This window comes from Spirulina subsalsa FACHB-351, assembly GCF_026130165.1.
In the GTDB taxonomy this organism is placed as follows: Bacteria; Cyanobacteriota; Cyanobacteriia; order Cyanobacteriales; family Spirulinaceae; genus Spirulina_A; species Spirulina_A subsalsa_A.
On record NZ_JAIHOM010000059.1, the window covers coordinates 1 to 23,407 of the forward strand.

The window sequence follows — 23,407 nt, forward strand, 5'->3', positions numbered from 1 at the left end:
CCCATTCCTCCTCTTCACTGACAGGAGTTTCCGTTTCGGGTATCTCTAAACTAGGAGTCGATTCTGTATCGTCTTCTAAACCAAAATCTCCCCATTCCTCCTCTTCACTGACAGGAGTTTCCATTTCTGGAATTTCCAAACTAGGAGTCGATTCTGTATCGTCTCCTAACGCAAAATCTCCCCATTCTTCTTCCTCTTCACTCACAGGAGTTTCCGTTTCGGGTATCTCTAAACTAGGAGTTGATTCTGTATCGTCTTCTAAACCAAAATCTCCCCATTCCTCCTCTTCACTCACAGGAGTTTCCATTTCGGGTATCTCTAAACTAGGAGTTGATTCTGCATCGTCTTCTAAACCAAAATCTCCCCATTCCTCCTCTTCACTGACAGGAGTTTCCATTTCGGGTATCTCTAAACTAGGAATTGATTCTGCATCGTCTCCTAACGCAAAATCTCCCCATACGTCCTCCTCTTCACTCACAGGAGTTTCTATTTCTGGAATTTCCAAACTAGGAGTTGATTCTGTATCGTCTTCTAAACCAAAATCTCCCCATTCCTCCTCTTCACTGACAGGAGTTTCCGTTTCGGGTATCTCTAAACTAGGAGTCGATTCTGTATCGTCTTCTAAACCAAAATCTCCCCATTCCTCCTCTTCACTGACAGGAGTTTCCATTTCGGGTATCTCTAAACTAGGAGTTGATTCTGTGTCCTCTGCAAATTCTAAAAAATCGCCCCACTCTTCCTCATTTTCTTCTACTTCGGAACTTTCTTCGACAATTTCCAAGTCAGAAGTTGCTTCAAACTGGGAAGAATCTAATGCAAATTCATCCCATTCTGAATCATCAATTTCAACAAGTTCTACGGGTTTTGTCTCATCAAAACCCTCTGTTTTTGCCTCAACAATAGATGAGGTAAGATCCCAATCCTCAATTTCTAGAAGTTCTGCGGAAGTAGAGGGATTGGTGAGTTGGCTAAACTCTTCCGTCGGGAGAGGACTTTTCTCTTCGTCGGCAGTTGGATCAGAAACAAAATTGTCGAGATTTAAGGGTTCAGAGGGGGGAGCGACGGGGGCGTTGAGGTCTACAAGGTCTTGGTTGATGGTAGGATCTGGAGCTAGGATGTCTGGGGTTTCTAAGCTGGAGGATTCCCAGTCTTCAATTTCTAGTTCTTGGTGGGGAGCGGGTTCTGTAAGCAGGGTTTTCGGCTCAACAAGGGGTTCTAGGTTGAGAACGTGGGGGGAGATGTCTTGCTCGTCGGAAGGGGTGTCTAGGACTTCTGGGGGGGCTTGTAGACGATCTAGGTCGGGGGTCTGCTCGTCATGCCAAGGAGTTTCTAGAGCGGGAGGATCGAGAAAGTCTTGTTCAAAGTCGGGTTCTGTGCTGTCGAGGGTGGGTAAGACAGGATTTGCCGTTTCTTCTGGGGGAATTTCTGCTGTTGCTGGGTCTACTATTTCGGGGTTTAGGGAGGGGAAGAGGGGACTAATGACTTCCTGTTCAGAAATAGGTTCTGGGGGGGCTTCTAGGGCGTTTTCTGGGCTTTGGGGAGCGTTTTCTAGGGTGGGTTCTTCTGGGGGGATGGGAAGGGGAGGGGGAGAGTCTTCTAGTAAGGAGAGGGGATCGGCGTTGGGGTGTTGGATGGCATGGAGGACGGTAAAGAGTTGTTGCAGGGATTGGATATTTTGGCTAATAATGTGATTGCCTTCAATGGCTTGGTCGAAGTGAAAGCGCCGGAGTTCTTGGTAGGCTGAATCTTGGACGAAGCGATCGCCTATTTCATTCTCGATATCCCCTTGAATCAGGTTGATGTGGGTACGCAGACGATCCCCGGGTTTAAGATGACTGGCTGAAATGGCGGGATCGGGATCGTCTTCTGATGTGGCGACCCAAGTGGTAATATTCAACTCAACGGCTCGACTTAAGGCTAAAACAAAGGCTTCTTGAATTTTTCCTTCTTGTAAGGCCTTTTTAAATTCGTCACTTAATGGCATCACCCTTCTCCTCATGCTGTGGGATGTTTACCCTGTTGCTGGGATTGTCTTCTGATTGGGATTGTCTTCTAGTAGATGTCAGAATCCCATCGGTTGGCAACGTTTCCCAAATCTAGGATCGTCTCATCCTCTCGACAGTGTACCTACAATTTTGCATCCTCATCTCACCAAATCTCAAGATTATAGTGAGAGAATCTCCCCTGCTCCCTCCCCTCCCCGACTCCCCGAGTTATTGATCAGACTCCAGTTAAGCATGAATGTCCTCTTGCCTCCCATCATTCAACGTTGTTTAATCACCACTAACGTAATATCATCATAAATCGTCTGAACCCCGATATGGTGCTTCAAATCGTCAATCACCGCCTCACGAATTTGTTGCGCTGTGCGGTGACTATTTTTTTGCACCACCCGACAGAGTTGATCAATCCCATACTGTACATTTTCGGGACTTTCTGCCTCCGTAATGCCATCGGTATATAACACCACAATATCCCCAGATTCTAAGTGAATCGTAGACTGAGCAATAAAATCGACAATATTATCATCTAAGCCAATGGGAAATCCCAAATCTATGGTATCAATGCGCTCAACACTACCATTCGCTCGCACTAAAATAACCTCTTCATGTTGACCACTTAAGGTTAATGTTCCCTCTTGATAGTTGAGTAACGCCAACGTGAGATGTTTTTCTGAGTTAATTCGGCGTACATTATCATAAATAGTCCGGTTTAACACCTCAAAAAACTTAATCAGATTAGTTTCTTCACTGGCTATTAAAGTACGGACGGCCGTTTGTACCATAATCATTAACACCCCACTTTCTAAACCATGTCCCGTCACATCCCCAATGCCGATAAAAACTCGGTCGCCATAGCTCAAAATATCATAATAATCCCCACCAATTTCACTAGCCGGTTCCATGAAACCGACAATTTCTAAGGCATCAATGCGGGTCAGTTCCGATTCTTTGGGTAAAATCATCCGTTGCAGTTGGCGGGTAATTTCTAACTCGGAACTCATGCGCAAATTCTCGGCCGTGAGTTGTTCATTCAAGTTTAAGATTTTTTGATGGGCTTTTTCCAGTTCTACAGTTCGTTGGGCAACTCGTTCCTCTAAAGCATGATTAATGGTTTCTAAGGATTGAAACGTCTGATTCAACTGACTAGACATTTGATTAAAAGACTCAGCCAAAAAGCCAATTTCATCCTGAGTTAAAATGGGTGCTTGTTCACTTAAATAACCTTGGGCAAAGCGTTGCACTACTTTACTCAGTTGGATGATAGGATAAGCAATGGAACGGGCAATATAGCGGGATAAAATCGCAACAATAATTGCAGTTAAGGTTACTAAAACGATGAAACTATTGCGTTGAGTGACAACGGCTTTTAAGGCTTCAGCTTCATCAATTTTAACTACCATTCCCCCATCAAGAGAGGGAAGATAACGCCAAGCAGCTAAGGTGATGCGATCGCGATAATCCCTCATCCTACCATAGCTAATCGTCCCCCGAACCGCCTGTTGTAAGGGAGAGAGAGACTCAGACACTAAGGGTTCACGATATTCTAAAGCTGCGTTAGGATTGTGTCGTGTTGGACTCACCAAGACAATGGAATCCTCAGTTTTAATCCCCACCAACGTTTCCCCTGTTAACCCTAACCCTGTATAGTTATTAACCGTTTGAGAAAATACCGTATCATCAATTTGAATCACCAACACCCCAATCACTCGTTTTCGCTCCAAAACTGGAGCCGCAATCAGGAAACTCGGAGTCCGCAAACGACGATCATAAAAGAAGTTAGAAATATTCACTTCTTGTAAGGTTTTCGCCTGTTCAAAAACCAGTTTGAGTTCTGAATCCGGCGGAACTGTTTGTAGGGATTGCCGAAACGAATTTTGTCGATCCGTATAATCAAAAAGAATCTGTCCCTGAGTATTGAGCAACACCACATTACGGTATTGAGCATTCTTAAAATATTCTGTTAGAAAGAGATTAAATTTTAAGATTTCTTGGCGTACCTCATTAGATGTCGCTGTGGGATCTTCTTCGATCAATTTAATCATCTCAGTGATGGTGGGCATATGACTGAGCATCACCACATTGAGTTTCGTATTATTAATATAGGTTTCTAACTGTTCTGCTTTACTTCGGGTAATGGTAATCAGGTTATTATTGATCTCTCGAACGAGAGCATCTTTAGACGAAAAAAAGGTTAAGCTACTAGCAATTAACAGGGGTACTAAAGTTAACAGCAAAAACCAGCCCAGCAATTTTTTGTAGATGGTCTTTTGAGCAATCACTAACCTAAGCTTATCCCAATGTATAAATTTTTTTATTCGGTTCGTGGATTTGACCATTGTCCTCGCCATTGCAACTGATATTGCTGTAATAATTTCTGCCAGTCCGTCTCAGAACGATACATCGGATAGGGGATGGGTCGAACGGGTTTTCCTGAACTCCAAACAATCTTAAATTGAGAGTTTTGATCAATTTTACCCACTCGCACAGTTTTCCAAAGATGTTGAGTCTGATGATCAACATAAACAGGACCGTGAGGGGCGCTAAAGCTTTGATCTTTTAAGTTCTCTCGTAATAATTCGATATCAAAATTAGGGGTTTTCTGGACGGCTTGTTTCCACAAATAAACCCCAACATAGGCCGCTTCCATTGGATCACTCATCATGCGATATTCTCCATATTTTTTGCGAAAATTATGAATAAACTTTTCATTCTCTAAACTCTCAATACTTTGAAAATAATTCCAAGCGGCATAGTGTCCTTCAACAATACTAGGGTCGAAACTTTGCAATTCATTTTCACCAATACTCAAAGAAATAACAGGAATAGACTCAGCCGTAATATTGGCTTTCTTGAGTTCATTAAAAAAAGCAATATTGGTGTCTCCATTAATAGTATTAATCACAACATCAGGCTGGGTTTCCAAGATTTTTTCTATAACCTCTTGTACTTGTGTTGTCCCTAAACCTAAGTATTCTTCCCCCAAAATCTCAGCATCTAGAGCGGAAAGTTGCTCCCGCACAATCGTATTTGCAACATGGGGAAAAATATAATCAGAACCGACTAAAAAAAAGCGTTTTCCTAAGTTATTAAATGCCCACTTAACGGCGGGTAGAATTTGCTGATTAGGGGCGGCTCCTGTATAAAAAATATTAGGGGAGATTTCTAGTCCTTCATACTGAACAGGATAAATTAATAAGTGGTCATATTTTTCAAAAACAGGTTTAACGGTTTTCCGACTAGCTGAAGTCCAACAACCAAACACGGTGAGAACTTGATCTTCGACAATCAATTTTTCCGCCAGTTCAGCAAAGGTATCCCAATTCGATGCACCATCTACTACTATAGGTTCAATCCGGCGACCCAGAACTCCCCCTTGTTGGTTAATTTCTTCAATGGCCATGAGGGTGGCTTCAACGACAGGTTTTTCACTAATAGCCATTGTCCCGGTGAGGGAGTGGAGAATTCCCACTTTAATGGGGGTGTTTTGGGTTCTACCCAGGAGGGGATTCAACAGGAGAATGGCGAAAAAACTGACTAAAATCAGAAAAATTAGCCATTTTTTGTTTTTAAACAGGTTGAGCATTCTGGAATTCCCCCACTGAAACGGTTAGACTTCTTTTTGCTTGAGAACGACTAGGGTGATGTCGTCATAGACTGTATGGCTGCCGATGTGTTGACGAATGTCATCAACAACGGCTTGTTGAATTTTGGAAGCCTTGAGATGGCGGTGTTTTTTGACTACATGACACAGGCGGTTAAGTCCGTAATGTTCTCCGGCTAGATTTTCCGCTTCGGTAATCCCATCGGTATAGACTACGGCAATATCTCCCGTGAAGAGTTGAACATAGGTTTGATCGACAAAATCCCGAATGTCGTGATCTAAACCAATGGGGAAGCCTAAATTAATGGTGTCAATCCGTTCAATATCTCCATTGGCGCGGACTATGATTAATTCTTCATGTTGTCCACTAACACAGAGCTTTCCCTCGTAGTAGTCGAGAAGGGAGAGGGTGAGATTTTTCTCGGAGCCCATGCGTTGGACATTGGCGTAAATGGTGCGGTTAAGGGTATCCCAGAACTTTTTTGGATCTTGTTCATTGTTGGCGAGTAGGGTGCGGACGGCGGTTTGTACCATAATCATTAATACTCCACTTTCTAGGCCGTGTCCGGTGACATCGCCAATCCCAATTTTAATCCGACCATCGTAATTGAGAATGTCGTAATAGTCACCGCCGATTTCGGCGGCTGGTTCCATGAAGCCGGAAATATCAAGGTCTGCGATCGCCTCTAAATCCTTCTCCCGGGGTAACAGCATCTGTTGCAGTTGTCGGGTAATATCCAATTCTGCACTTAACCGCAAGTTATCGGCCTTCAGTTGCTCATTGAGTTGGGAGATTTCCTCATTAGCCGTTTCGAGAGCATCCATCACCTGATTATACCGTTTGGCAATTTGTCCCACTTCCGTAAAGGGATCCACCGGCACCCGTAGACTCAGATTTTCACTCTGGGCGTGTTTCTCCATCACCGCAAAGAGATCATGGAGTTCTGTCGTCGCTTGGTGTTCAGAAACATTGAGTCCCGCTTGTTCAGCTTCCGCATTAACTCGCAGGGGAAAATAGCGATTAATTGATTTTAAAATAATATAGGTAATCCCAAAACCCCAAATCAAAGCCACAGAAGCCCCAAAAAACTGCACCGCAATTTGACTGCCCTTGCTTAATCCTGTGCCGATCAGTTCGGGATTGCCAAATAAGCCCACGGCGAGGGTTCCCCAAAAGCCAGCCGCCCCATGTACTGCCACCGCGTCCACCGCGTCGTCAATTTGCCACTGTTCCAGTTGAGAGGAAACCAGAACCATCACAGCGGCCCCTGTCCCACCAATCACCAAGGCAAGAGGAGCAGAGACGAGATTACAGGCGGCAGTAATGGCCACCAAACCCGCAATCGACCCGTTAATCACCATTTCCACCTCGGGAACCTTGCGCCGTTGCCATGTCAGGGCAGTAGCCACCAGCATTCCCGCCACTCCCGCTAAAATGGTGTTGAGCAGGATATGAGGCACTTTAGGGCTTAATTCAAAGGTACTGCCACCATTAAAGCCTAACCAGCCAAACCAAAGGATCAGCGCGCCTAAGACTGCCAGAGGAAGGTTAGAGCCTTGAATTTTGCGGCTTTTTCCGGGGGCAGGAAAGCGACCCAGACGGGGGCCAATGACTAGGAGGGCGGCGAGGGACACCCAGCCCCCCATACTATGGACAACGGTAGCCCCAGCAAAGTCTACAAAGCCCAATTTCCCGAGCCATCCGAGGGCTTGACCATCTAGGAGACCATTCCAAGCCCAATGACCAAATAGGGGGTAAATGCAGCCGGAAATGAGACAGGCAACGAGGAGATAGGCACTAAAATGAATCCGTTCGGCAATGGCCCCGGAAACAATAGTGGTGGCTGTGCTGCAAAACATGACTTGAAAGAGAAAAATGGCCGATTTGAAGGGGGTTTGATCGAAATGGAGAAACCAGTAGGAGTTCCCCCACCATCCTCCTTGGGAGGCTCCGAACATCAAGGCATACCCAACGCTGGTAAAGAGGGTGACGGAAATGCCAAAATCGGCGAGATTCTTAACCGCGACATTAATACTGTTCTTGGAGCGAGTCAGCCCGGATTCTAAACACATAAATCCTGCTTGCATGGCAAACACTAAGCCAGAACAGACCAAAATCCATAAAATATCGATCACGTGGGTTAAACATACAGTGGGTACATCGGCAGGGGTAGACCTTAAATCAGCAACCCATCAGACTATATCAGGGCTTTGGGGTTCTCAGAACTATGATGCTCTGAGCATTCTAGAAGCCAGCAGCAGGATCTGGGTGACTCTTCCATTACAATGGGCTACCCTTCATTTTATCGGGAATAAGTTGCCAAAAACCAGTATTTTCCCGGTTGTGTGCCACGGTGTAACCCAAAATTAGGGGGTGTGTTGGGTTGGTATTTGTAGGTTGGGTGGAACGAAGTGTAACCCAACATTAGTGGGGGGTGTTGGGTTGCGCTGTTGCTTCACCCAACCTACGGGGAGTCCATTCGTGGGGGGTATTGGGTTGCGCTGGCGCTTCACCCAACCTACGATGGGGCGATCGCATTTCCTGATTCCTCTGTTGTTGGGTTGCGCTGTTGCTTCACCCAACCTACGGGGAGTCCATTCGTGGGGGGTATTGGGTTGTGCTGGCGCTTCACCCAACCTACGATGATGGGCGATCGCATTTCCTGATTCCTCTCTTGTTGGGTTGTCGCTTTACCTAACCTACGGGGAGTCCATTCGTGGAGGGTGTTGGGTTGCGCTGGCGCTTCACCCAACCTACGGGGAGTCCATTCGTGGGGGGTGTTGGGTTGCGCTGGCGCTTCACCCAACCTACGTGGGGCGATCGCATTTCCTGATTCCTCTGTTGTTGGGTTATGCTGGCACTTCTAACCCAACATTCGTGGGGGTGTTGGGTTGCGCTGGCGCTTCACCCAACCTACGTGGGGCGATCGCATTTCCTGATTCCTCTGTTGTTGGGTTGCGCTGTTGCTTCACCCAACCTACGGGGAGTCCATTCGTGGGGGGTGTTGGGTTGCGCTGGCGCTTCACCCAACCTACGATGGGGCGATCGCATTTCCTGATTCCTCTGTTGTTGGGTTGTGCTGGCGCTTCACCTAACCTACAGGGTGATTCGTTCATGGACAAGCGGTAACATTTCCAAATGCTGCTGCACCCGGTGGGTTGGGTAAGAATTGTACGGGCAAGATCCCTATGGTATTTAGAGCGCTAAGAGTGTCTCTATTAACAATAGAAAGTTGACCCGTTCCTCCTGTTGTAAAAAATACATATTGGGTTGTACTATTGTTTCCTTCAAGCCTAACGCAAGAATTTTGATTACTATTCGTTCCAATAGAAATAGAGGTATTTAACCCGGTCATAGTTGTTATATTGTTCGTAATATTAGCCGTAAATCTAGCATTGCCTGTTGTCATACTTGGATCTCCACCCATTAGAGGAATGCCAAAAGCTGCAATCACAATCCCAATATTTTCATGATCAGCAATCTCATTATTAGAAATGGTTAGATTCCCGACAGAACTAGCCAAAAATGACAACCGAATCCCTTCAGTTTCACTCCCCACAATTACATTATTATCAATCAACAAATTCCGAATTTCAGCCGTACTTCCCACATTCAAACCTGCACCAATATCAATCCCCCCTGCGGCATTATTGCGGAATGTATTACCTTGAATGGTGATATTTTCTGCAACGGCATCCTCAAATACCCCAATCACTAAACCATCCCCTCGTTCGGTACCTGGGAGAATTGCACCATTGTCAATGACCTGATTATTCCTAATCGTTAAGGTTCCTGTGGCATTGCCGGGATTGCCCGCAACGTTGGGATTAGTTCGACCTAAAATAACTAGAATGGCATCATCGTAGCTATCGCGAACAGTATTGTTTTCAATATTTAACTGAATATCTCCCCGCTCATTGGCCACAGCAATAGCCTGTCCGCTAGCGGTGGTAATATTAGGTGGAGTAAAGGCAGAATCTCCCGTTCCAGTGCTGTTAGTAATCGTATTTCCCGTAATATTTACCGTGCCGTTGACGTTATAAAAACCAACCCCTTGACCAATGAAATCATCAAAAAATTGAGTGTTACTGATGGTGTTATTGGTAATATTAAACGCGCCTGTAGATTCAGTAAAAGCTATTCCTTGATGGCGGACATTTGTCAAGGTATTGTTACTAATTGTAATAGTTGCATTGGTTAAATTACGGCCAAAAATGCCTCCGTCTGCGCTCGCTGTGCCGCCTGTTTCGGTGATTTGGAAATTCGAGAGGGCAATGGTGCCGGAGGAGTTTTGGATTTTGATGCCGGAGTTGGTGGTGTTGCTAATTTGACTCCCTTCTCCGGCACTGATATTAACTGTTCCGGCAATGTTATTAAGGCTGATGCCATTTTGTTGGGAGTTGGTGAGGTTGAAGGTGGTATTACTAAAATTGACCCCTCCTGTCACATTGTCTAAAGCAAGGCCATTATTGGCAGAATTGGCACTGGTGAGACTTCCCCCTGCAAAGGTTAGGTTTTGGAGATTATTGCCCCGGAAAGCCCCTTGTCCTGTGGCGTTGACGGTGGTATTGGTGAACTGAAGATTACTCACGGTGTCGGCGACTATGGCCGCGTTACTGCCCGAGTGGGTAAGATTGAAATTAGAAAGGGCGATCGCACCTGTCGAACTTTCCACCTGAAGCCCCGTCGTGGCACTGCCTTCAATGCGATTGCCACTACTCCCCGTTAAATTTACCCCTCCCGTCACATTACTCAACTTCATCCCCGCCCCGGCCGCATTACTCACCGTAATGGGGCTATTGTCCACCGTTACCGTCCCGCGCACTTGGTCCAAACGAATCCCATCCTCCCGAGAATTACTGACGGAAATGGGAGTATTACTCAACTTCACCTCTCCCGTCACATTGCTTAACACCAGACCATTATTAGCAGAATTGGCACTGGTGAGACTTCCCCCTGCAAAGGTTAGGTTTTGGAGATTATTGCCCCGGAAAGCCCCTTGTCCTGTGGCGTTGACGGTGGTATTGGTGAACTGAAGATTACTCACGGTGTCGGCGACTATGGCCGCATTACTGCCCGAGTGGGTAAGATTGAAATTAGAAAGGGCGATCGCACCCGTCGAACTTTCCACCTGAAGCCCCGTCGTGGCACTGCCTTCAATGCGATTCCCACTACTCCCCGTTAAATTTACCCCTCCCGTCACATTACTCAACTTCATCCCCGCCCCAGTCGCATTACTCACCGTAATGGGGCTATTGTCCACCGTTACCGTCCCGCGCACTTGGTCTAAACGAATCCCATCCCCGGGAGCATTGCGACTGGTAATAGACCCCCCGCTAATGCTTAGATTCTCCACCTGTTGGCCTTGAATCGCCCCTTGATTATTGCCAATGATCTCATTGCGCAAAAACTCCATCGTCCCCGTAGTATTTTGCAAACGCAAGGCCGGATGAGTCGCGCTAGTAATCACATTATCCCGCACCTGCGCGCCCCCCACATTTTCCCCCACAATCCCCCCATCCTGTACCCCCGTGATTTGGAAGCCAGAAATCACGCTATTCGTCCCCAATTTCACCGTATCCACAATTTGAGGACGATTGGCTAAACCACTATCCGATAAGGGTAATTTGACCGTTCCCCGTTGAGTTGGCACCGTTTGTAAAGGAGCCGTAGAGAGGACTTGCACCTGATCCGGTATGGTAAAGCTAGGAATCCCCGGATTGTTCCCCAACTGCACATAGACAATTTCGTTGCGATTGTCGATGTTGTTGGTATTCGCCCCAAAAATCGCGGTTCCCGAGACATTCAAATTCCCCACCAAACCAAAGGGATTTTCAATGGTTCCATCGCCCCCAGCCACTCCGGTATTATTCACATGGTGGAAAAACCAAGGTTCTCCCGTGACTGGATTAATCGCCTTCTCATCGGCAAATCCTTCCACCGTGGTAAATTCTTCCATCGTCGGAACCACTAAAATGGTGCTATTGCGGGCCGTAAAATATCCCAAACGGTCCCAAGTAGACACCGGACTCCCCGGATTGCGGGTCAACTTGCCCCCGAAATTCATGCCAAAATTGACAATTAAATTGGTGCCGAAGCGTTGATCATCCTGTAGCGTTACACCTACCCGATACTGGCTATTATCTGCCGTTGCTTCCAAACGAGTCCGCCACCCTAACACCGTATTCTGAGGCGCATTGTAATAATACAGCCCCCCATAGCCCCGCAGTTCGCCAAAACTGCCCAAATCGGCAATTTTCCCCCCCACTTCTCCATCGAGGGCTAACATAGCGGATTCAAAGGTGCGGAGGGTGTTAAAGCTACGTTGACCGGAGAGGAGGAGATAATTCCCTTGAAAGCCAAAATCTGTGACTTGCGTTTGTCCATTTCCAGAGATGATCTCGGCCGTTTGTTGACGAGAAGTGCCGAGGGGGAAGTAGCCATTTAAGCGTAAGTCCCATGTACTACTAAGGCGCTCAAAGCCTAGTCCTAACTGCTTAAAGTTGGCGTTTCCGGTGTCTCTAGTATCAAAAGCAACATACCCCCCCAACAGCAAATCTCGTTTTTCCTCATAGAAGCGCTGACCGAGGAGGAGATTAGTTCCGAGGGTTTCGTAGTCTAACCAGAGAACACGACCTTCTAAGAAAAGTAAACTTTCTCCGGGGGTTTGGACAAGGGGCAGGAAGGTTTCAATTTGGGTGAAGCGAGGGGTACCACCTCCGGAGGATTGCACTCCCCCACCAATGCGGGGAGCAATGAGCAAATCCTGTGCTTCGGTGGAAAGGGGGGAAGGGTTTAACTCTTCTTGTGCTGAACTGGGGGACGTTAAACCAGCCAACAGGACAAAGCTGCTACAACAAAGGGAGAGTATGCGTTTCACGGTTCTTAAGCTGGGTAGGATACACGACTGGCTAGCAAAAGAGCAACCCTTGATGATTGGATGGGAGTTAGGGCAAACAGTCTATACAAGACTGACCGCTTGGGGAATAACCTTATCTTCGTGCAGGGTCAGGATTCTAGTTTGAATTTATTTGAATTTAAGTGTAGCGTGCGTTCCCTGAATCTCAACCCTGACGATTTAAACCCTGATGATCTGGGAGTTTCTCTAAAACGTTAACCTGCTTGGTCTAAAACAGACTATGTTAAGTAGGAATCTTAGCCGATCTTGAGGGCAATGGCAACCCATGACTTTTTCTGACTCTCCCTTTTGGAAAACGCTTAATCGTTTTGTGGAAATGCGATCGCCTTGGCTAACTCTGATTGGCGAACATCTCGAAGATCATCACGGCAAACGCTTAGATTATTGGCGCATTGAAAAAGCCGATTCTGCCGTCATTGTGACGATTCAGCAGGACTTTTTTATTTTCCCCAAACCCCTGTATCGTCCGGGGGTGGGAGAAGTGACGCTGGACTTTCCGGGGGGCCGCATCCCTCCTGATACCCCACGGGAAAACGTTGTGCGGGAGATTCTGCATCGGGAATTAGGCGTTGATGAGACACAGTGCGATCGCATTATCCCCTTAAATCCCCAAGGCTGGTCTATCAACAGTTCCTTTTCTAATCAAAAACTCTACGGATTTATCGTAGAACTTGCCCCCAATTTTAACCTAGATTCTGATTTCATTGGCGCGACCTACCCGGTCGATACTCAAGGCATTTGCCAGTTATTACAAGACCTGACTTGTCTACAATGTCGTGCTGTTTTATTGGAGTTAATCAACAATTATCAAAGTTTGTGTGGATTTTGACCCTATTCCCGACTCCTGACTCCCTCCTATGAAACTCTCCCCACCAGAGAAGACGAATCCCCTTAAATTTCGGGTAAGCTGGAAAACATTGTTAAGACTTCAGCCCAGAATCGATTATGGCAGGAAAAATAAAAAAGGGTTCTTTAGTTCACGCTGTTCGGGAAAAATTAGAAGCTAGTGTAGAGGCAACGGCGAGTGATACTCGTTTCCCCCCCTACTTGTTTGACAGCAAAGGGGAAGTCGTGGAAATGGATGGAGATTACGCTTTTGTTAAATTCTACGTTCCCACACCCGGAATGTGGTTGCGTTTGGATCAACTGGAATTAGCGGAATAACCCGCCCCCCTTTCCCCTCCATAACAGTGTGAATGAACTCACTCCCAGCGTCCTTGGGGGGTGATGGGCTACGGACACTAGAGATTCTGTCCGCGACTCGATCATCCTCACAAGGAACGCCGTTTTCCACTTATAGGAGGTTTCATGACACCTGTATCCCCTGCAATCCAGCAACAAAAACCCGCTCGCGTCGCAGTTGTTGGAGCCGGAAAGGTAGGTAGCACCTTAGCTCAACGGATTTTAGAGAAAAATATCGCCGATGTTGTTTTACTTGATGTGGTGGAGGGATTGCCCCAGGGGGTTGCACTGGATCTTTTGGAAGCCCGAGGTTTAGAAGACCATGATGGGTTTATTCTCGGCACCAATGACTATCAAGATACAGCCAACTCGGACATCGTAGTAGTGACGGCCGGTCGTCCTCGCACACCGGGGATGGATCGCAATGATTTAATTCATATCAATGCGTCCATTATTGCCCAATCGGTCAAATCGGCGATCGCCCATTCCCCCAATGCCATTTTAATCCTCGTGACCAATCCCTTAGATGTCATGACCTATGTCGCTTGGCAAGTAACCCAGTTACCGACTACCCGGGTGATGGGAATGGCCGGGGTGCTAGACTCCGCTCGTCTCCAGACTTTCATTGCCATGGAATTAGGGGTTGCGATCGCCGATGTTCATGCGATGGTCCTAGGAGGTCACGGTGACTTGATGGTACCCCTACCCAGTTACTGCACCGTGCGCGGTGTTCCCATCACGGAACTACTCGATCAATCTACCATTGAACGACTCATTGAACGCACACGCAACGGCGGCGCGGAATTAGTCAAACTGTTTAAAACAGGTGGCGCATACTACGCTCCCGCCTCCTCGGTCTGTCGTATGGTAGAAGCGATCCTGCATAATCAATCCCGTCTTCTCCCCACTGCCGCCTACTTACAAGGAGAATATGGCCTCAATGATGTATTTGTCGGAGTTCCCTGTCGTTTAGGAGCCAATGGAGTGGAACAAATCCTAGAACTCAAACTCTCCGACGCAGAATTAGCGGCCCTGCACACCTCCGCCGAGTCTGTGCGTGCTAATAACAAAATCGCCCTAGAAGCTTTGCACGCTAAGGTTTAGGCCTTTCGTCTATCAATTATCAATTCCCACATCTTACTGTAAGCCATATTCAGCCGCCCCTACAGTAAGGTGTCCGTGAACTAGTAACAAGAATCTCCCTCTATAGCGAAGCTTAGAGGGAGATTCTATCAAGTCTATACAAACATTAATCAACTAGGTATTTTTGTTTAAGAAAGATTGAACTTGACCTAGGGCTGCTGCAAAGATATTAAAACCCGCCCAGCCTGCTGCAATTAACAGGGGTCCCAGCACAACCACCAACCGCCAATCAAAATCCATATTTCACATCCTCTCTTGATCAATATTTTAAATTATTTTAATCTTTCTCATTTTTCCATCACTTTGTCAAGATCCAATGACTCATCAGATTACAACTGGGTCAGGGGGGCTTGCTTTTTTTTAAAGAAGAGATTACAATGGGAGATCGCGGGCGATTAGCACAGGGGTAGCGCACTTCCTTCACACGGAAGGGGTCACTGGTTCAAATCCAGTATCGCCCATATCCTTTAAAACCTTGCTATATATAGGCTTTAAGAATTTACTCAATTCTTAGTTATCTCAATTTACTCAAAATTTACTCAAACCCTATGTGTAGCACTGGGAAAAGTATAAATACTTAAAACAAGATCAAGAACGAGGGAACTATGTTCTAGTGTCCTGAAAACGGTACACTGGGAAATGGTTCAATCCTAAGAAATGTAGACGCATGGCATCCATTCGCGAGTTGCACACCCAGTTAGTCCGCAAAGAACGTTCTGCGGTTGAGATCACCACTGAAGCCCTAGAGCGCATTCAAACCCTAGAGCCAAAACTTCATAGCTTTCTCCAGATCACGGCAGATCACGCCCTCGCACAAGCCAAACAGGTCGATCAGCAGATTGCGGCTGGGGAAGAAATTGGTCTACTCGCCGGAATCCCCATCGGGATTAAGGATAATATGTGTACCGACGGGATTCCTACCACTTGCGGTTCTCGGATTTTGGAGAATTTTGTCCCCCCTTATGAGTCCACAGTGACAGAGAAACTGAAAAAAGCCGGAGCGGTTATGGTCGGAAAAACCAATCTGGATGAATTTGCCATGGGCAGTTCTACCGAGAATTCCGGCTATCAGGTGACGGCGAATCCTTGGGACCTATCCCGTGTCCCCGGAGGCTCTTCCGGTGGCTCTGCGGCGGCCGTAGCGGCTCAAGAATGCGTCGTAGCCTTGGGGTCTGACACTGGGGGATCCATTCGTCAGCCCGCTTCCCTTTGTGGGGTAGTGGGGATGAAACCCACCTATGGCTTAGTGTCGCGCTATGGTTTAGTGGCCTATGCCTCCTCCTTGGATCAAATCGGCCCCTTTGGGGGCTGTGTCGAAGATGCGGCCATATTATTGGGTGCGATCGCCGGGTACGACCCCAAAGACTCCACCAGTCTTAAAGTAGACATCCCCAACTATGCCCAACTCCTCAAGCCCAACTTCCGCCCTAAATCCCGTCTGCGCATTGGCGTAATTAAAGAAACCTTTGGCGGTGGATTAGATTCCCAAGTCGAAGAAAAAGTCAAAGCCGCCATCGAAGTTCTACAAAACCTAGGAGCCGAAATTCAAATCGTCTCCTGTCCCCGTTTCGGTTACGGTTTACCCGCCTACTACATCATCGCCCCCTCAGAAGCCTCCGCCAATTTAGCCCGTTATGATGCCGTGAAATATGGCATCCGAGCAGAAGAAGCCGATAACCTCGTGGATATGTACAAAAAAACCCGAGCCAAAGGCTTTGGAACCGAAGTGAAGCGGCGGATCATGTTAGGCACCTATGCCCTTTCCGCCGGATATTATGATGCCTATTACCTCAAAGCCCAAAAAGTCCGCACATTAATCAAACAAGATTTTGAATCCGCCTTTGAAAAAGTCGATGTTTTAGTCTGTCCCACCTCCCCCACCACAGCCTTTAAAGCCGGAGAAAAAACCGCCGATCCCTTAAGTATGTACCTTTCCGATTTAATGACCATTCCCGTGAATTTAGCAGGTTTACCCGCCCTCAGTATTCCCTGTGGTTTTGACCAGCAAGGTTTACCCATTGGAATGCAGTTAATTGGCAAAGTATTACGAGAAGATCAACTCTTACAAGTAGCCTATGCTTACGAACAATCCACCGATTGGCACTTAAGAACCCCCATTTTGTAAGCGCCCGTAGGTTGGGTGAAGCGACAGCGAAACCCAACACAACGCCTCTTTCTTGAAAACAGCAGAGGCAATTACAACACTATAAAATGAAAGTTTCAGACATCATTAAACGGTTAGAAACTGATGGTTGGTACTTATCCCGAATAAAAGGGAGTCATCGCCAATATAAGCATCCCACCAAAAGCGGTTTAGTGACCGTCCCCGGTAAACCCTCAAAAGATTTGGCGATCGGCACATTAAAAAGCATTCTTAAACAAGCACAACTGGAGGGAAACTAATGCGTTACGCAATTATTATCGAAAAAGCCGAAAATAATTATTCCGCTTTTGTACCCGATCTGCCCGGCTGTGTTAGCGTTGGCGATACCCTAGAAGAAGTCAAAGAAAATATCCAAGAAGCCATTAGTTTTCATCTGGAATCACTGTTGGAAGAAGGCTTAAACCTTCCCTTACCCAAAACAGAATGTGATTACGTCGAAGTCACCGCTTAACCGAGAAAAAAGTGGCACTTGCCCGAGGACTGACGGAAATCAGGGATCTCGTCAAACGCTTCTAGAGACTAACTTGTTAAGGTTGGGTAGGCTCATATGACCCTGAGAAAACAGAAAACTACCTGTAGGTTGGGTGAAGCGACAGCGAAACCCAACCCGCCTCACTGTCGCCCACATTGCCCTTAAAACAAGTCCTTATCCGTCACCGCCCCAAAGTGACTCGAAGAGACAACCTTCGCATATTTGGCCAACGCTCCTCGCGTATAACGGGGAGCCGGAGGAGTCCAAGCTGCACGACGTTGAGCCAGTTCCTCGTCGGAAACGTGCAGATGGAGAGAACGAGCATGAGCATCAATGGTGATGGTGTCCCCTTCTTGAACTAGGGCAATAGTACCCCCAACAGCGGCCTCTGGGGCGACGTGACCGACGACGAGGCCGTAAGTTCCTCCGGAGAAACGACCATCGGTAATTAAGCCTACACTATCCCCTAATCCTGCCCCAATAATGGCCGAGGTGGGGGCTAACATTTCCCGCATTCCGGGGCCACCTTTGGGGCCTTCATAACGGACAATGACCACATCTCCGCCTTGAATTTTCCCGGCTAGAATGGCATCCAAACATTCTTCCTCCGACTCAAAGACCCGGGCGGGGCCAGTGATTTGGGGCTTCTTGACGCCGCTAATTTTGGCGACGGATCCATTTTCGGCGAGATTACCTTTGAGGATGGCCAGGTGTCCGGTGCTGTACATGGGATTGTCCCACGGACGGATTACATCTTGATCCGTGGGGGGATGATCGGGGACATCGGCGAGAACTTCGGCGATGGTTTGCCCAGTAATGGTGAGGGCATCGCCATGTAAAAGGCCGTGATTGAGGAGCATTTTCATGACTTGGGGAATGCCCCCAACGGCGTGGAGGTCGGTAGCAACGTAACGCCCACTAGGTTTGAGGTCACAGAGGACGGGGACCCGGCCACGAATGGTTTCAAAGTCGTCGAGGGTGAGGGGAACGCCAATGGTGTGGGCGATCGCCAATAAGTGTAAAACCGAGTTGGTTGACCCACCCACCGCCATGATCACGGCGATCGCATTCTCAAACGCCTCCCGAGTTAAAATCTGACTGGGTAAGCGTTGCGCCTTAATCGCCTCTACCAACACAAAAGCCGATTTTTCCGCACTATCCGCCTTTTCGGCATCCTCAGCCGCCATAGTAGAAGAGTACGGCAAGCTCATCCCCATCGCCTCAAAGGCTGAGGACATGGTATTGGCCGTATACATTCCCCCACAAGACCCCGCCCCCGGACAGGCATTCCGTTCAATATTGGTCAGCGTCTCATCATCAATTTTTCCCGCGCTGTGTTGTCCCACCGCTTCAAAGGCACTCACCACCGTTAAATCTTGCCCATTGTAGTGACCGGGCTTAATGGTTCCCCCATAGACAAAAATCCCCGGAATATTCATCCGGGCAATGGCAATCATCGCCCCCGGCATATTTTTATCACAGCCCCCAATCGCCAGCACCGCGTCCATACTTTGGGCATTACAGGCCGTCTCAATGGAATCCGCAATCACATCCCGAGACACCAGAGAATATTTCATCCCCTCGGTTCCCATAGAAATCCCATCAGACACCGTAATTGTGCCGAACATTTGGGGCATCGCTCCGGCAGATTTCAAGCCTGCCTCTGCCCGCAGCGCCAAGCTATTAATCCCCATATTACAGGGGGTAATTGTACTATAGCCATTAGCTAACCCGACAATCGGCTTGGTGAAATCCTCATCCCCAAAGCCTACCGCACGCAACATAGCCCGATTAGGCGATCGCTGCACCCCCTGGGTAATCACCTGACTTCTACGATTGTCTGCCATCTTTCAACATCCTCCTGAATCTAAAAATTGGCTCTCTTGATCCATTGTCTGTGACCTAGGACACAGATGGCACAACTTCCCCAAAAATTAAAGGATCTCTTCCCCCTTTCCCCAAACCCCCCCTTTATGTATTGTGGAAGTCTGACCTAAGAACCCAAAGCATATATGAAGAATCCCCCCACTTTCATAAGATTTTCATAAAAACTCCGCAAAATGGCTCATCATTTCCCCCCCAATACAGTAAAAACGAGAGATGATAAAAAGGGGCGTTTAGTGTAAACCGATCCCAAGCAAGCCAGAAGTGTAAAGTTCATGCACCAATCCTGTGATCTTGCGAGACAATGGTTATAGACGAAGGATAGATTATTGAATAAAATGGATGCCGCAGAACTACTACGGCGCTACAAAGCGGGAGAACGAGACTTTAGAGAAGTTAACCTCCAAGGAGCGTTTTTAGGAGGAGCCGACTTAAGTGGTGCCACCCTGCGCGAATCAGACCTGAGCCGTGCTAACTTAATTGGTGCTGATTTAACCCGGGTGAACTTTCGAGAATCCAATCTCGTGGAAGCCCACCTTGAAGCCAATTTAACCGAAGCCAATCTGATTGGCTCAGACTTACGCGGGGCAACTCTGACAGGAGCCAAATTAGTAGATGCCAGCTTACGCGCTGCTAACTTACAGGGTGCCGTGCTGAAATCTGCTGATTTAAGTTACGCTGTCCTAAGTGAAGCCGACTTAAGAGATACAGACCTCACCCGAGCGAAAATGGTAGAGTGTAACCTCGGACGAGCCAAACTGATGAAAGCTCTCATGATGAAAGCCGACTTACAAGGGGCAAACCTCACCAACGCCATTTTAATGGGGGCTAATTTAGAAGAAGCCAACCTCGCTGGAGCCATTCTACATGGAGTCAATGCCACCAATGTAAACGCAGCCGGGGCCGATTTTAGCCGCGCCCAAATGAGCAGTTCTAACTTAGCCAATATTAATTTAAAAGGGGCAAACTTACGCGCTGCTACCGTAACTTGGACAACCTTAAGAGGAGCGGATTTAACAGAAGCAAAACTCTATCGAGCTAAACTTTGTTGGTCAAATTTAATTGGGGCAATTTTGGTCGATGCGGTGTTAATTGATGCTAATGTCAACGAGGCTAATTTCCGCAATGCAAATTTACAGGGGGCGATTCTTCCTCAAGCAGGAACTCGCGGTCAGAGTATTGTCGCTGACGGAGAGTAGAAGGAATAAGGCTGTTTTAGCTATCTCCATCATCCCATTGTCCCCCAATGTGTGAACACCGACGGTAAATTAGATCAAGACAGCAAACCCCCTAATCCCGCTCAAGTTGCCGCGTTATTACGCTTAGGGAAATGTTTGGGGGTGGATGTAAAATCTTGGTTACAAGTTGGATGAAATTAATCATTAATTATCAATTATCAATATTTTTAAAATTTTTTCAGAGAATAAAAAATATTAAGAAATAAAACAAAAAGTCAAAAGTTATTGGAATTTAATGGTATTCTCCGAAATATCTGATTTGACGAGTTGAATCAGGTGCGAGCGTTTCCCGTGTATATCTCCTGAAATAACGTTTTTCCAACGGTAGAATGAGCGTTTTAGACTATTTTGTTTGGTGAGATGTTTATCATGTTAGTCTACAGTAGAATGTAGTCTAGCTTGTGATGCCGACGCACCCAAAAATATAACTGGAGACTTTATCAAAACAAGCTTAAAAACAGGCTTATCTCTTGTCCTGGTCAAACACCTCTAATCTGGGTCAAGTAGTGTTTTTCGCCGTCAATATTTCCTGATTAATTGACTCAATTAAAAGGGTCGTGATCAAAGGGCTTTAATGATCCGTAAACTCCGAAAATGCTGTTACGAGGGAAGATTGATTGTTCTTAGAGCATGTTGGATTTAGGACGTATTCCCTAACACAGTATAAGGTTTTTAGTCTCAGCCAGCCTTTGTAAACATGGGTCTATTGGGCTTGCTGTTGTCTAAACGGTTTGCCTTGTTGGGCGGTTGCACCGTGCATACATTTCATTTCATGAAGTTGAGTATCTTATGTCAACACAATGGGATTGGGTTAACTTTGTATTACAACGTCCTAACTATTTTCCGGGACAATATTTGCTAGATGAAGACTTTGAATTAGCCCATCGCTATCTGAGCGATCGCCTGCGCTATATCAATAGTCGGTTGCACTTAGCCGGGATTGTAGAAGGATTAGAAGTAGAGGCGATCGCAGGTCAACCGGAAATCATAATCAAAGCCGGGAGTGCCATTGATGGGGAAGGAAACCTAGTCATTCTACCCCAAGCCGTAACCCGCAAAATTAAAGGCTTAGGGTGGCTGTGTCTACGTTATCACCAAGAACCCAAAGTCCTACAACAGCCCGAAATTCCCGATAGTTTCACCCGCTTTGAAGAAACCCCACTCCTCACCTTAGAAGCCATTGAATCTAAGGATCTCCAAACCATTACTCTCGCCAAAGTCAGCCTAGACGAGGGACAAGTTACCATTGATACAACCATGCGGCAATATTCCGGAGTGCGGTTGCCCAACTCCGGGGAAGCGATGGGTCTTCGTGCCGATAGTAATGGCCTCACCATTCAAGGCAATCTCACGGTTTCTGGAGCCTTACAGTTAAGCCATTCTCTCCTAGCCGCCATCTCCCAAAGTATCGCCTTAGATGAAGACCGGAGCGATGTAATCCCCTCCGAAAAGGCTGTTAAAGAACATATCAATCGGCGCATCAATGATCGTCTGGCCAGTTTAAACGCCCCCACACAAGAACAATCCTCAGTGCGTCTGACCACCAAAGACGGCAAAACCATTGGTTGGAAAACCGAAGGCGGCCCAGCCAATGATCCGACTGCTTGGATTGAGTTAATTTCTACCCAGGATAATCGCGATCAGTCCCGTCTCATTGTGATGCGAGACAGTGGCAATGTGGGGGTTGGGGTGACAAACCCTGGGGCGGCCTTAGATGTAAACGGGGTTATTCGTGCGGTGCATTTGGAGTTAAGTAACCCCATGCGCCATCGAATGTATCCCAATAATCCGATCATCTACCAGGATATTTTTGAAGCCGAAAAAGCAGGCGCGATCGCCAAATCTGACGACCTACCCGTTAGCTCCTACGATAACAAAACCTATGCAGCAAAAGGCTCTTATTGGGGGCGTAAGGCCATTCGATATGGCATCGGGAAAGAAGATAAAGGCGGGGCAATTTTTACCCTTCCCCCCGGTTATGATACCGTTTGGATTCGGATAGCGAATTCTCGTGAATGGCACATTGTCAATGCTCAGTTTTCCTCCGATGGCAAGACCTTCCAAGATTTAGGCAACTGGACCGCAGGCTACAGACAAGGGAATCAATACTGTCCAGATGGGTCTTTAGGCGATTCAAGCCGACCCTTTCATCAATGGTTGCCCATCCCCATCGGTCAATCCGGTCAAGTGAAGTTAGTTCACAAAGGAGATACCGGAAATTGGATGATGCTTTCTGGAGTCGCCTTTAGTCAAAATCCTTGGGGTCATGCGGCTCAATCGGCAGTAGGATATCACTGGGCTGATCGAGTTAATCAAGGCGATCCAGTGCTTTGGGAGTCCAATAGCTGGAACGATGATATCTTAGGCTGTTTTGATAATCTTTGCACCTATGACATCAGGGTTCCGGTTGTTCCATCGGGTCGGGATAAACTGCTGTATTTGATTAACCATAACGACACCTGGAATGGATGCCTTCATACAGGTCTTTCGATCAAAATTGGCAACGAATATGTCCCCATCGAACGTTTCCTTGCTAGCTATGACAATCCCTTTGCCCGCCATTGGAATAGTAGATTTTATAACCGTTACATCGCGGCCTGCATTTCTGCGGATTTAATCGCTAAAGCCCTGCCAAACAGTCAACCGGGCGATCGCACCACCCAACTGATTACCATTAAAGTCGATCTCAGCTTACAGCAAGAAGCCAGCAAGGATTTCGAGGATCGCATCTACTTCCGAGAAATCGGCAGCCATGACCTCGAAGTACCTTTTCTCAATCCCCTGACCTCAGAGGAGTAAG

At 47.1% G+C, this 23,407-nt stretch carries 17 protein-coding genes and 1 tRNA gene; 9 read left to right on the top strand and 9 right to left on the bottom strand.

Translation table 11 applies throughout. From position 1 onward, the window contains the following. The 7 genes from K4A83_RS12915 to K4A83_RS12945 all read right to left on the bottom strand — a co-directional run. Positions 1-1,984, bottom strand: a 1,984-nt coding sequence (locus tag K4A83_RS12915; RefSeq protein WP_265264992.1) for a hypothetical protein, incomplete at its 3' end; no start/stop codon positions are given. Positions 1,985-2,263: 279 nt separating this feature from the next. Beyond that, a complete protein-coding gene (locus K4A83_RS12920) occupies positions 2,264-4,282 on the bottom strand; it encodes a SpoIIE family protein phosphatase (protein ID WP_265264993.1) in 2,019 nt (672 codons plus the stop codon). A 32-nt stretch (positions 4,283-4,314) separates the two neighbouring features. After that, the gene (gene urtA, locus K4A83_RS12925) at positions 4,315-5,586 is read right to left on the bottom strand and encodes an urea ABC transporter substrate-binding protein (RefSeq protein WP_265264994.1); all 1,272 of its coding nucleotides are present in this window, start codon (positions 5,584-5,586) and stop codon (positions 4,315-4,317) included. A 24-nt stretch (positions 5,587-5,610) separates the two neighbouring features. Then, positions 5,611-7,740 carry an ammonium transporter gene (gene amt / locus K4A83_RS12930; RefSeq protein WP_265264995.1) on the bottom strand — a complete coding sequence of 710 codons (2,130 nt, stop codon included), beginning with the start codon at positions 7,738-7,740 and terminating at the stop codon, positions 5,611-5,613. 383 nt (positions 7,741-8,123) lie between these two features. Beyond that, positions 8,124-8,411: a hypothetical protein gene (locus tag K4A83_RS12935; RefSeq protein WP_265264996.1), complete on the bottom strand. Its 288-nt coding sequence runs from the start codon at positions 8,409-8,411 to the stop codon at positions 8,124-8,126. A 43-nt stretch (positions 8,412-8,454) separates the two neighbouring features. Further along, positions 8,455-8,721 carry a hypothetical protein gene (locus tag K4A83_RS12940; protein ID WP_265264997.1) on the bottom strand — a complete coding sequence of 89 codons (267 nt, stop codon included), beginning with the start codon at positions 8,719-8,721 and terminating at the stop codon, positions 8,455-8,457. After that, positions 8,718-12,485, bottom strand: coding sequence for a beta strand repeat-containing protein (locus K4A83_RS12945; protein ID WP_265264998.1), 3,768 nt, complete (start codon positions 12,483-12,485; stop codon positions 8,718-8,720). Before K4A83_RS12945 ends, K4A83_RS12940 begins: the two co-directional genes overlap by 4 nt. 304 nt (positions 12,486-12,789) lie before the next feature. On the opposite strand from K4A83_RS12945, the gene K4A83_RS12950 reads away from it, so the two are divergent. The 3 genes from K4A83_RS12950 (at position 12,790) to mdh (ending at position 14,810) form a co-directional block, all read left to right on the top strand. Then, complete coding sequence (locus K4A83_RS12950; protein WP_265264999.1) at positions 12,790-13,353, top strand: NUDIX hydrolase; 564 nt, start codon at positions 12,790-12,792, stop codon at positions 13,351-13,353. A 116-nt stretch (positions 13,354-13,469) separates the two neighbouring features. Beyond that, complete coding sequence (gene ndhO / locus K4A83_RS12955) at positions 13,470-13,688, top strand: NAD(P)H-quinone oxidoreductase subunit O (RefSeq protein WP_265265000.1); 219 nt, start codon at positions 13,470-13,472, stop codon at positions 13,686-13,688. 144 nt (positions 13,689-13,832) lie between these two features. Then, positions 13,833-14,810 (top strand): malate dehydrogenase, encoded by a 978-nt coding sequence (mdh, locus tag K4A83_RS12960; RefSeq protein ID WP_265265001.1) that lies wholly within the window; start codon positions 13,833-13,835, stop codon positions 14,808-14,810. Between the two features lie 153 nt (positions 14,811-14,963). Here the strand turns inward: mdh and K4A83_RS12965 are convergent, their stop codons facing one another. Continuing rightward, positions 14,964-15,089, bottom strand: coding sequence for a photosystem II protein Y (locus K4A83_RS12965; protein WP_017306503.1), 126 nt, complete (start codon positions 15,087-15,089; stop codon positions 14,964-14,966). Between the two features lie 149 nt (positions 15,090-15,238). Here K4A83_RS12965 and K4A83_RS12970 point away from each other — a divergent pair. The 4 genes from K4A83_RS12970 (at position 15,239) to K4A83_RS12985 (ending at position 17,464) form a co-directional block, all read left to right on the top strand. Then, positions 15,239-15,310 (top strand) — tRNA-Val (locus tag K4A83_RS12970). A 206-nt stretch (positions 15,311-15,516) separates the two neighbouring features. Further along, on the top strand, positions 15,517-16,974 hold the full coding sequence (gatA, locus tag K4A83_RS12975) for an Asp-tRNA(Asn)/Glu-tRNA(Gln) amidotransferase subunit GatA (protein ID WP_265265002.1): 1,458 nt from the start codon (positions 15,517-15,519) through the stop codon (positions 16,972-16,974). A gap of 86 nt (positions 16,975-17,060) precedes the next feature. Next, positions 17,061-17,252 (top strand): type II toxin-antitoxin system HicA family toxin, encoded by a 192-nt coding sequence (locus K4A83_RS12980; RefSeq protein ID WP_265265003.1) that lies wholly within the window; start codon positions 17,061-17,063, stop codon positions 17,250-17,252. Then, positions 17,252-17,464: a type II toxin-antitoxin system HicB family antitoxin gene (locus K4A83_RS12985; RefSeq protein ID WP_265265004.1), complete on the top strand. Its 213-nt coding sequence runs from the start codon at positions 17,252-17,254 to the stop codon at positions 17,462-17,464. Before K4A83_RS12980 ends, K4A83_RS12985 begins: the two co-directional genes overlap by 1 nt. A 182-nt stretch (positions 17,465-17,646) precedes the next feature. Here K4A83_RS12985 and ilvD read toward each other — a convergent pair whose 3' ends face one another. Beyond that, positions 17,647-19,332 carry a dihydroxy-acid dehydratase gene (gene ilvD, locus K4A83_RS12990; RefSeq protein WP_265265006.1) on the bottom strand — a complete coding sequence of 562 codons (1,686 nt, stop codon included), beginning with the start codon at positions 19,330-19,332 and terminating at the stop codon, positions 17,647-17,649. 375 nt (positions 19,333-19,707) lie between these two features. On the opposite strand from ilvD, the gene K4A83_RS12995 reads away from it, so the two are divergent. Then, a complete protein-coding gene (locus K4A83_RS12995; protein WP_265265015.1) occupies positions 19,708-20,568 on the top strand; it encodes a pentapeptide repeat-containing protein in 861 nt (286 codons plus the stop codon). An 828-nt stretch (positions 20,569-21,396) separates the two neighbouring features. Next, entirely contained in the window at positions 21,397-23,406 is a 2,010-nt protein-coding gene (locus K4A83_RS13000; protein ID WP_265265007.1) for a hypothetical protein, read from the top strand. Position 23,407: the final 1 nt, after the last annotated feature.

Bases quoted from the DNA above. Each gene is read 5' to 3' on its own strand.
- urtA (WP_265264994.1), bottom strand. From the start codon at position 5,586: ATGCTCAACCTGTTTAAAAACAAAAAATGGCTAATTTTTCTGATTTTA.
- K4A83_RS12940 (WP_265264997.1), bottom strand. From the start codon at position 8,721: ATGAACGAATCACCCTGTAGGTTAGGTGAAGCGCCAGCACAACCCAAC.
- K4A83_RS12950 (WP_265264999.1), top strand. From the start codon at position 12,790: ATGACTTTTTCTGACTCTCCCTTTTGGAAAACGCTTAATCGTTTTGTG.
- ndhO (WP_265265000.1), top strand. From the start codon at position 13,470: ATGGCAGGAAAAATAAAAAAGGGTTCTTTAGTTCACGCTGTTCGGGAA.
- mdh (WP_265265001.1), top strand. From the start codon at position 13,833: ATGACACCTGTATCCCCTGCAATCCAGCAACAAAAACCCGCTCGCGTC.
- K4A83_RS12965 (WP_017306503.1), bottom strand. From the start codon at position 15,089: ATGGATTTTGATTGGCGGTTGGTGGTTGTGCTGGGACCCCTGTTAATT.
- gatA (WP_265265002.1), top strand. From the start codon at position 15,517: ATGGCATCCATTCGCGAGTTGCACACCCAGTTAGTCCGCAAAGAACGT.
- K4A83_RS12980 (WP_265265003.1), top strand. From the start codon at position 17,061: ATGAAAGTTTCAGACATCATTAAACGGTTAGAAACTGATGGTTGGTAC.
- K4A83_RS12985 (WP_265265004.1), top strand. From the start codon at position 17,252: ATGCGTTACGCAATTATTATCGAAAAAGCCGAAAATAATTATTCCGCT.
- ilvD (WP_265265006.1), bottom strand. From the start codon at position 19,332: ATGGCAGACAATCGTAGAAGTCAGGTGATTACCCAGGGGGTGCAGCGA.
- K4A83_RS12995 (WP_265265015.1), top strand. From the start codon at position 19,708: ATGGATGCCGCAGAACTACTACGGCGCTACAAAGCGGGAGAACGAGAC.
- K4A83_RS13000 (WP_265265007.1), top strand. From the start codon at position 21,397: ATGTCAACACAATGGGATTGGGTTAACTTTGTATTACAACGTCCTAAC.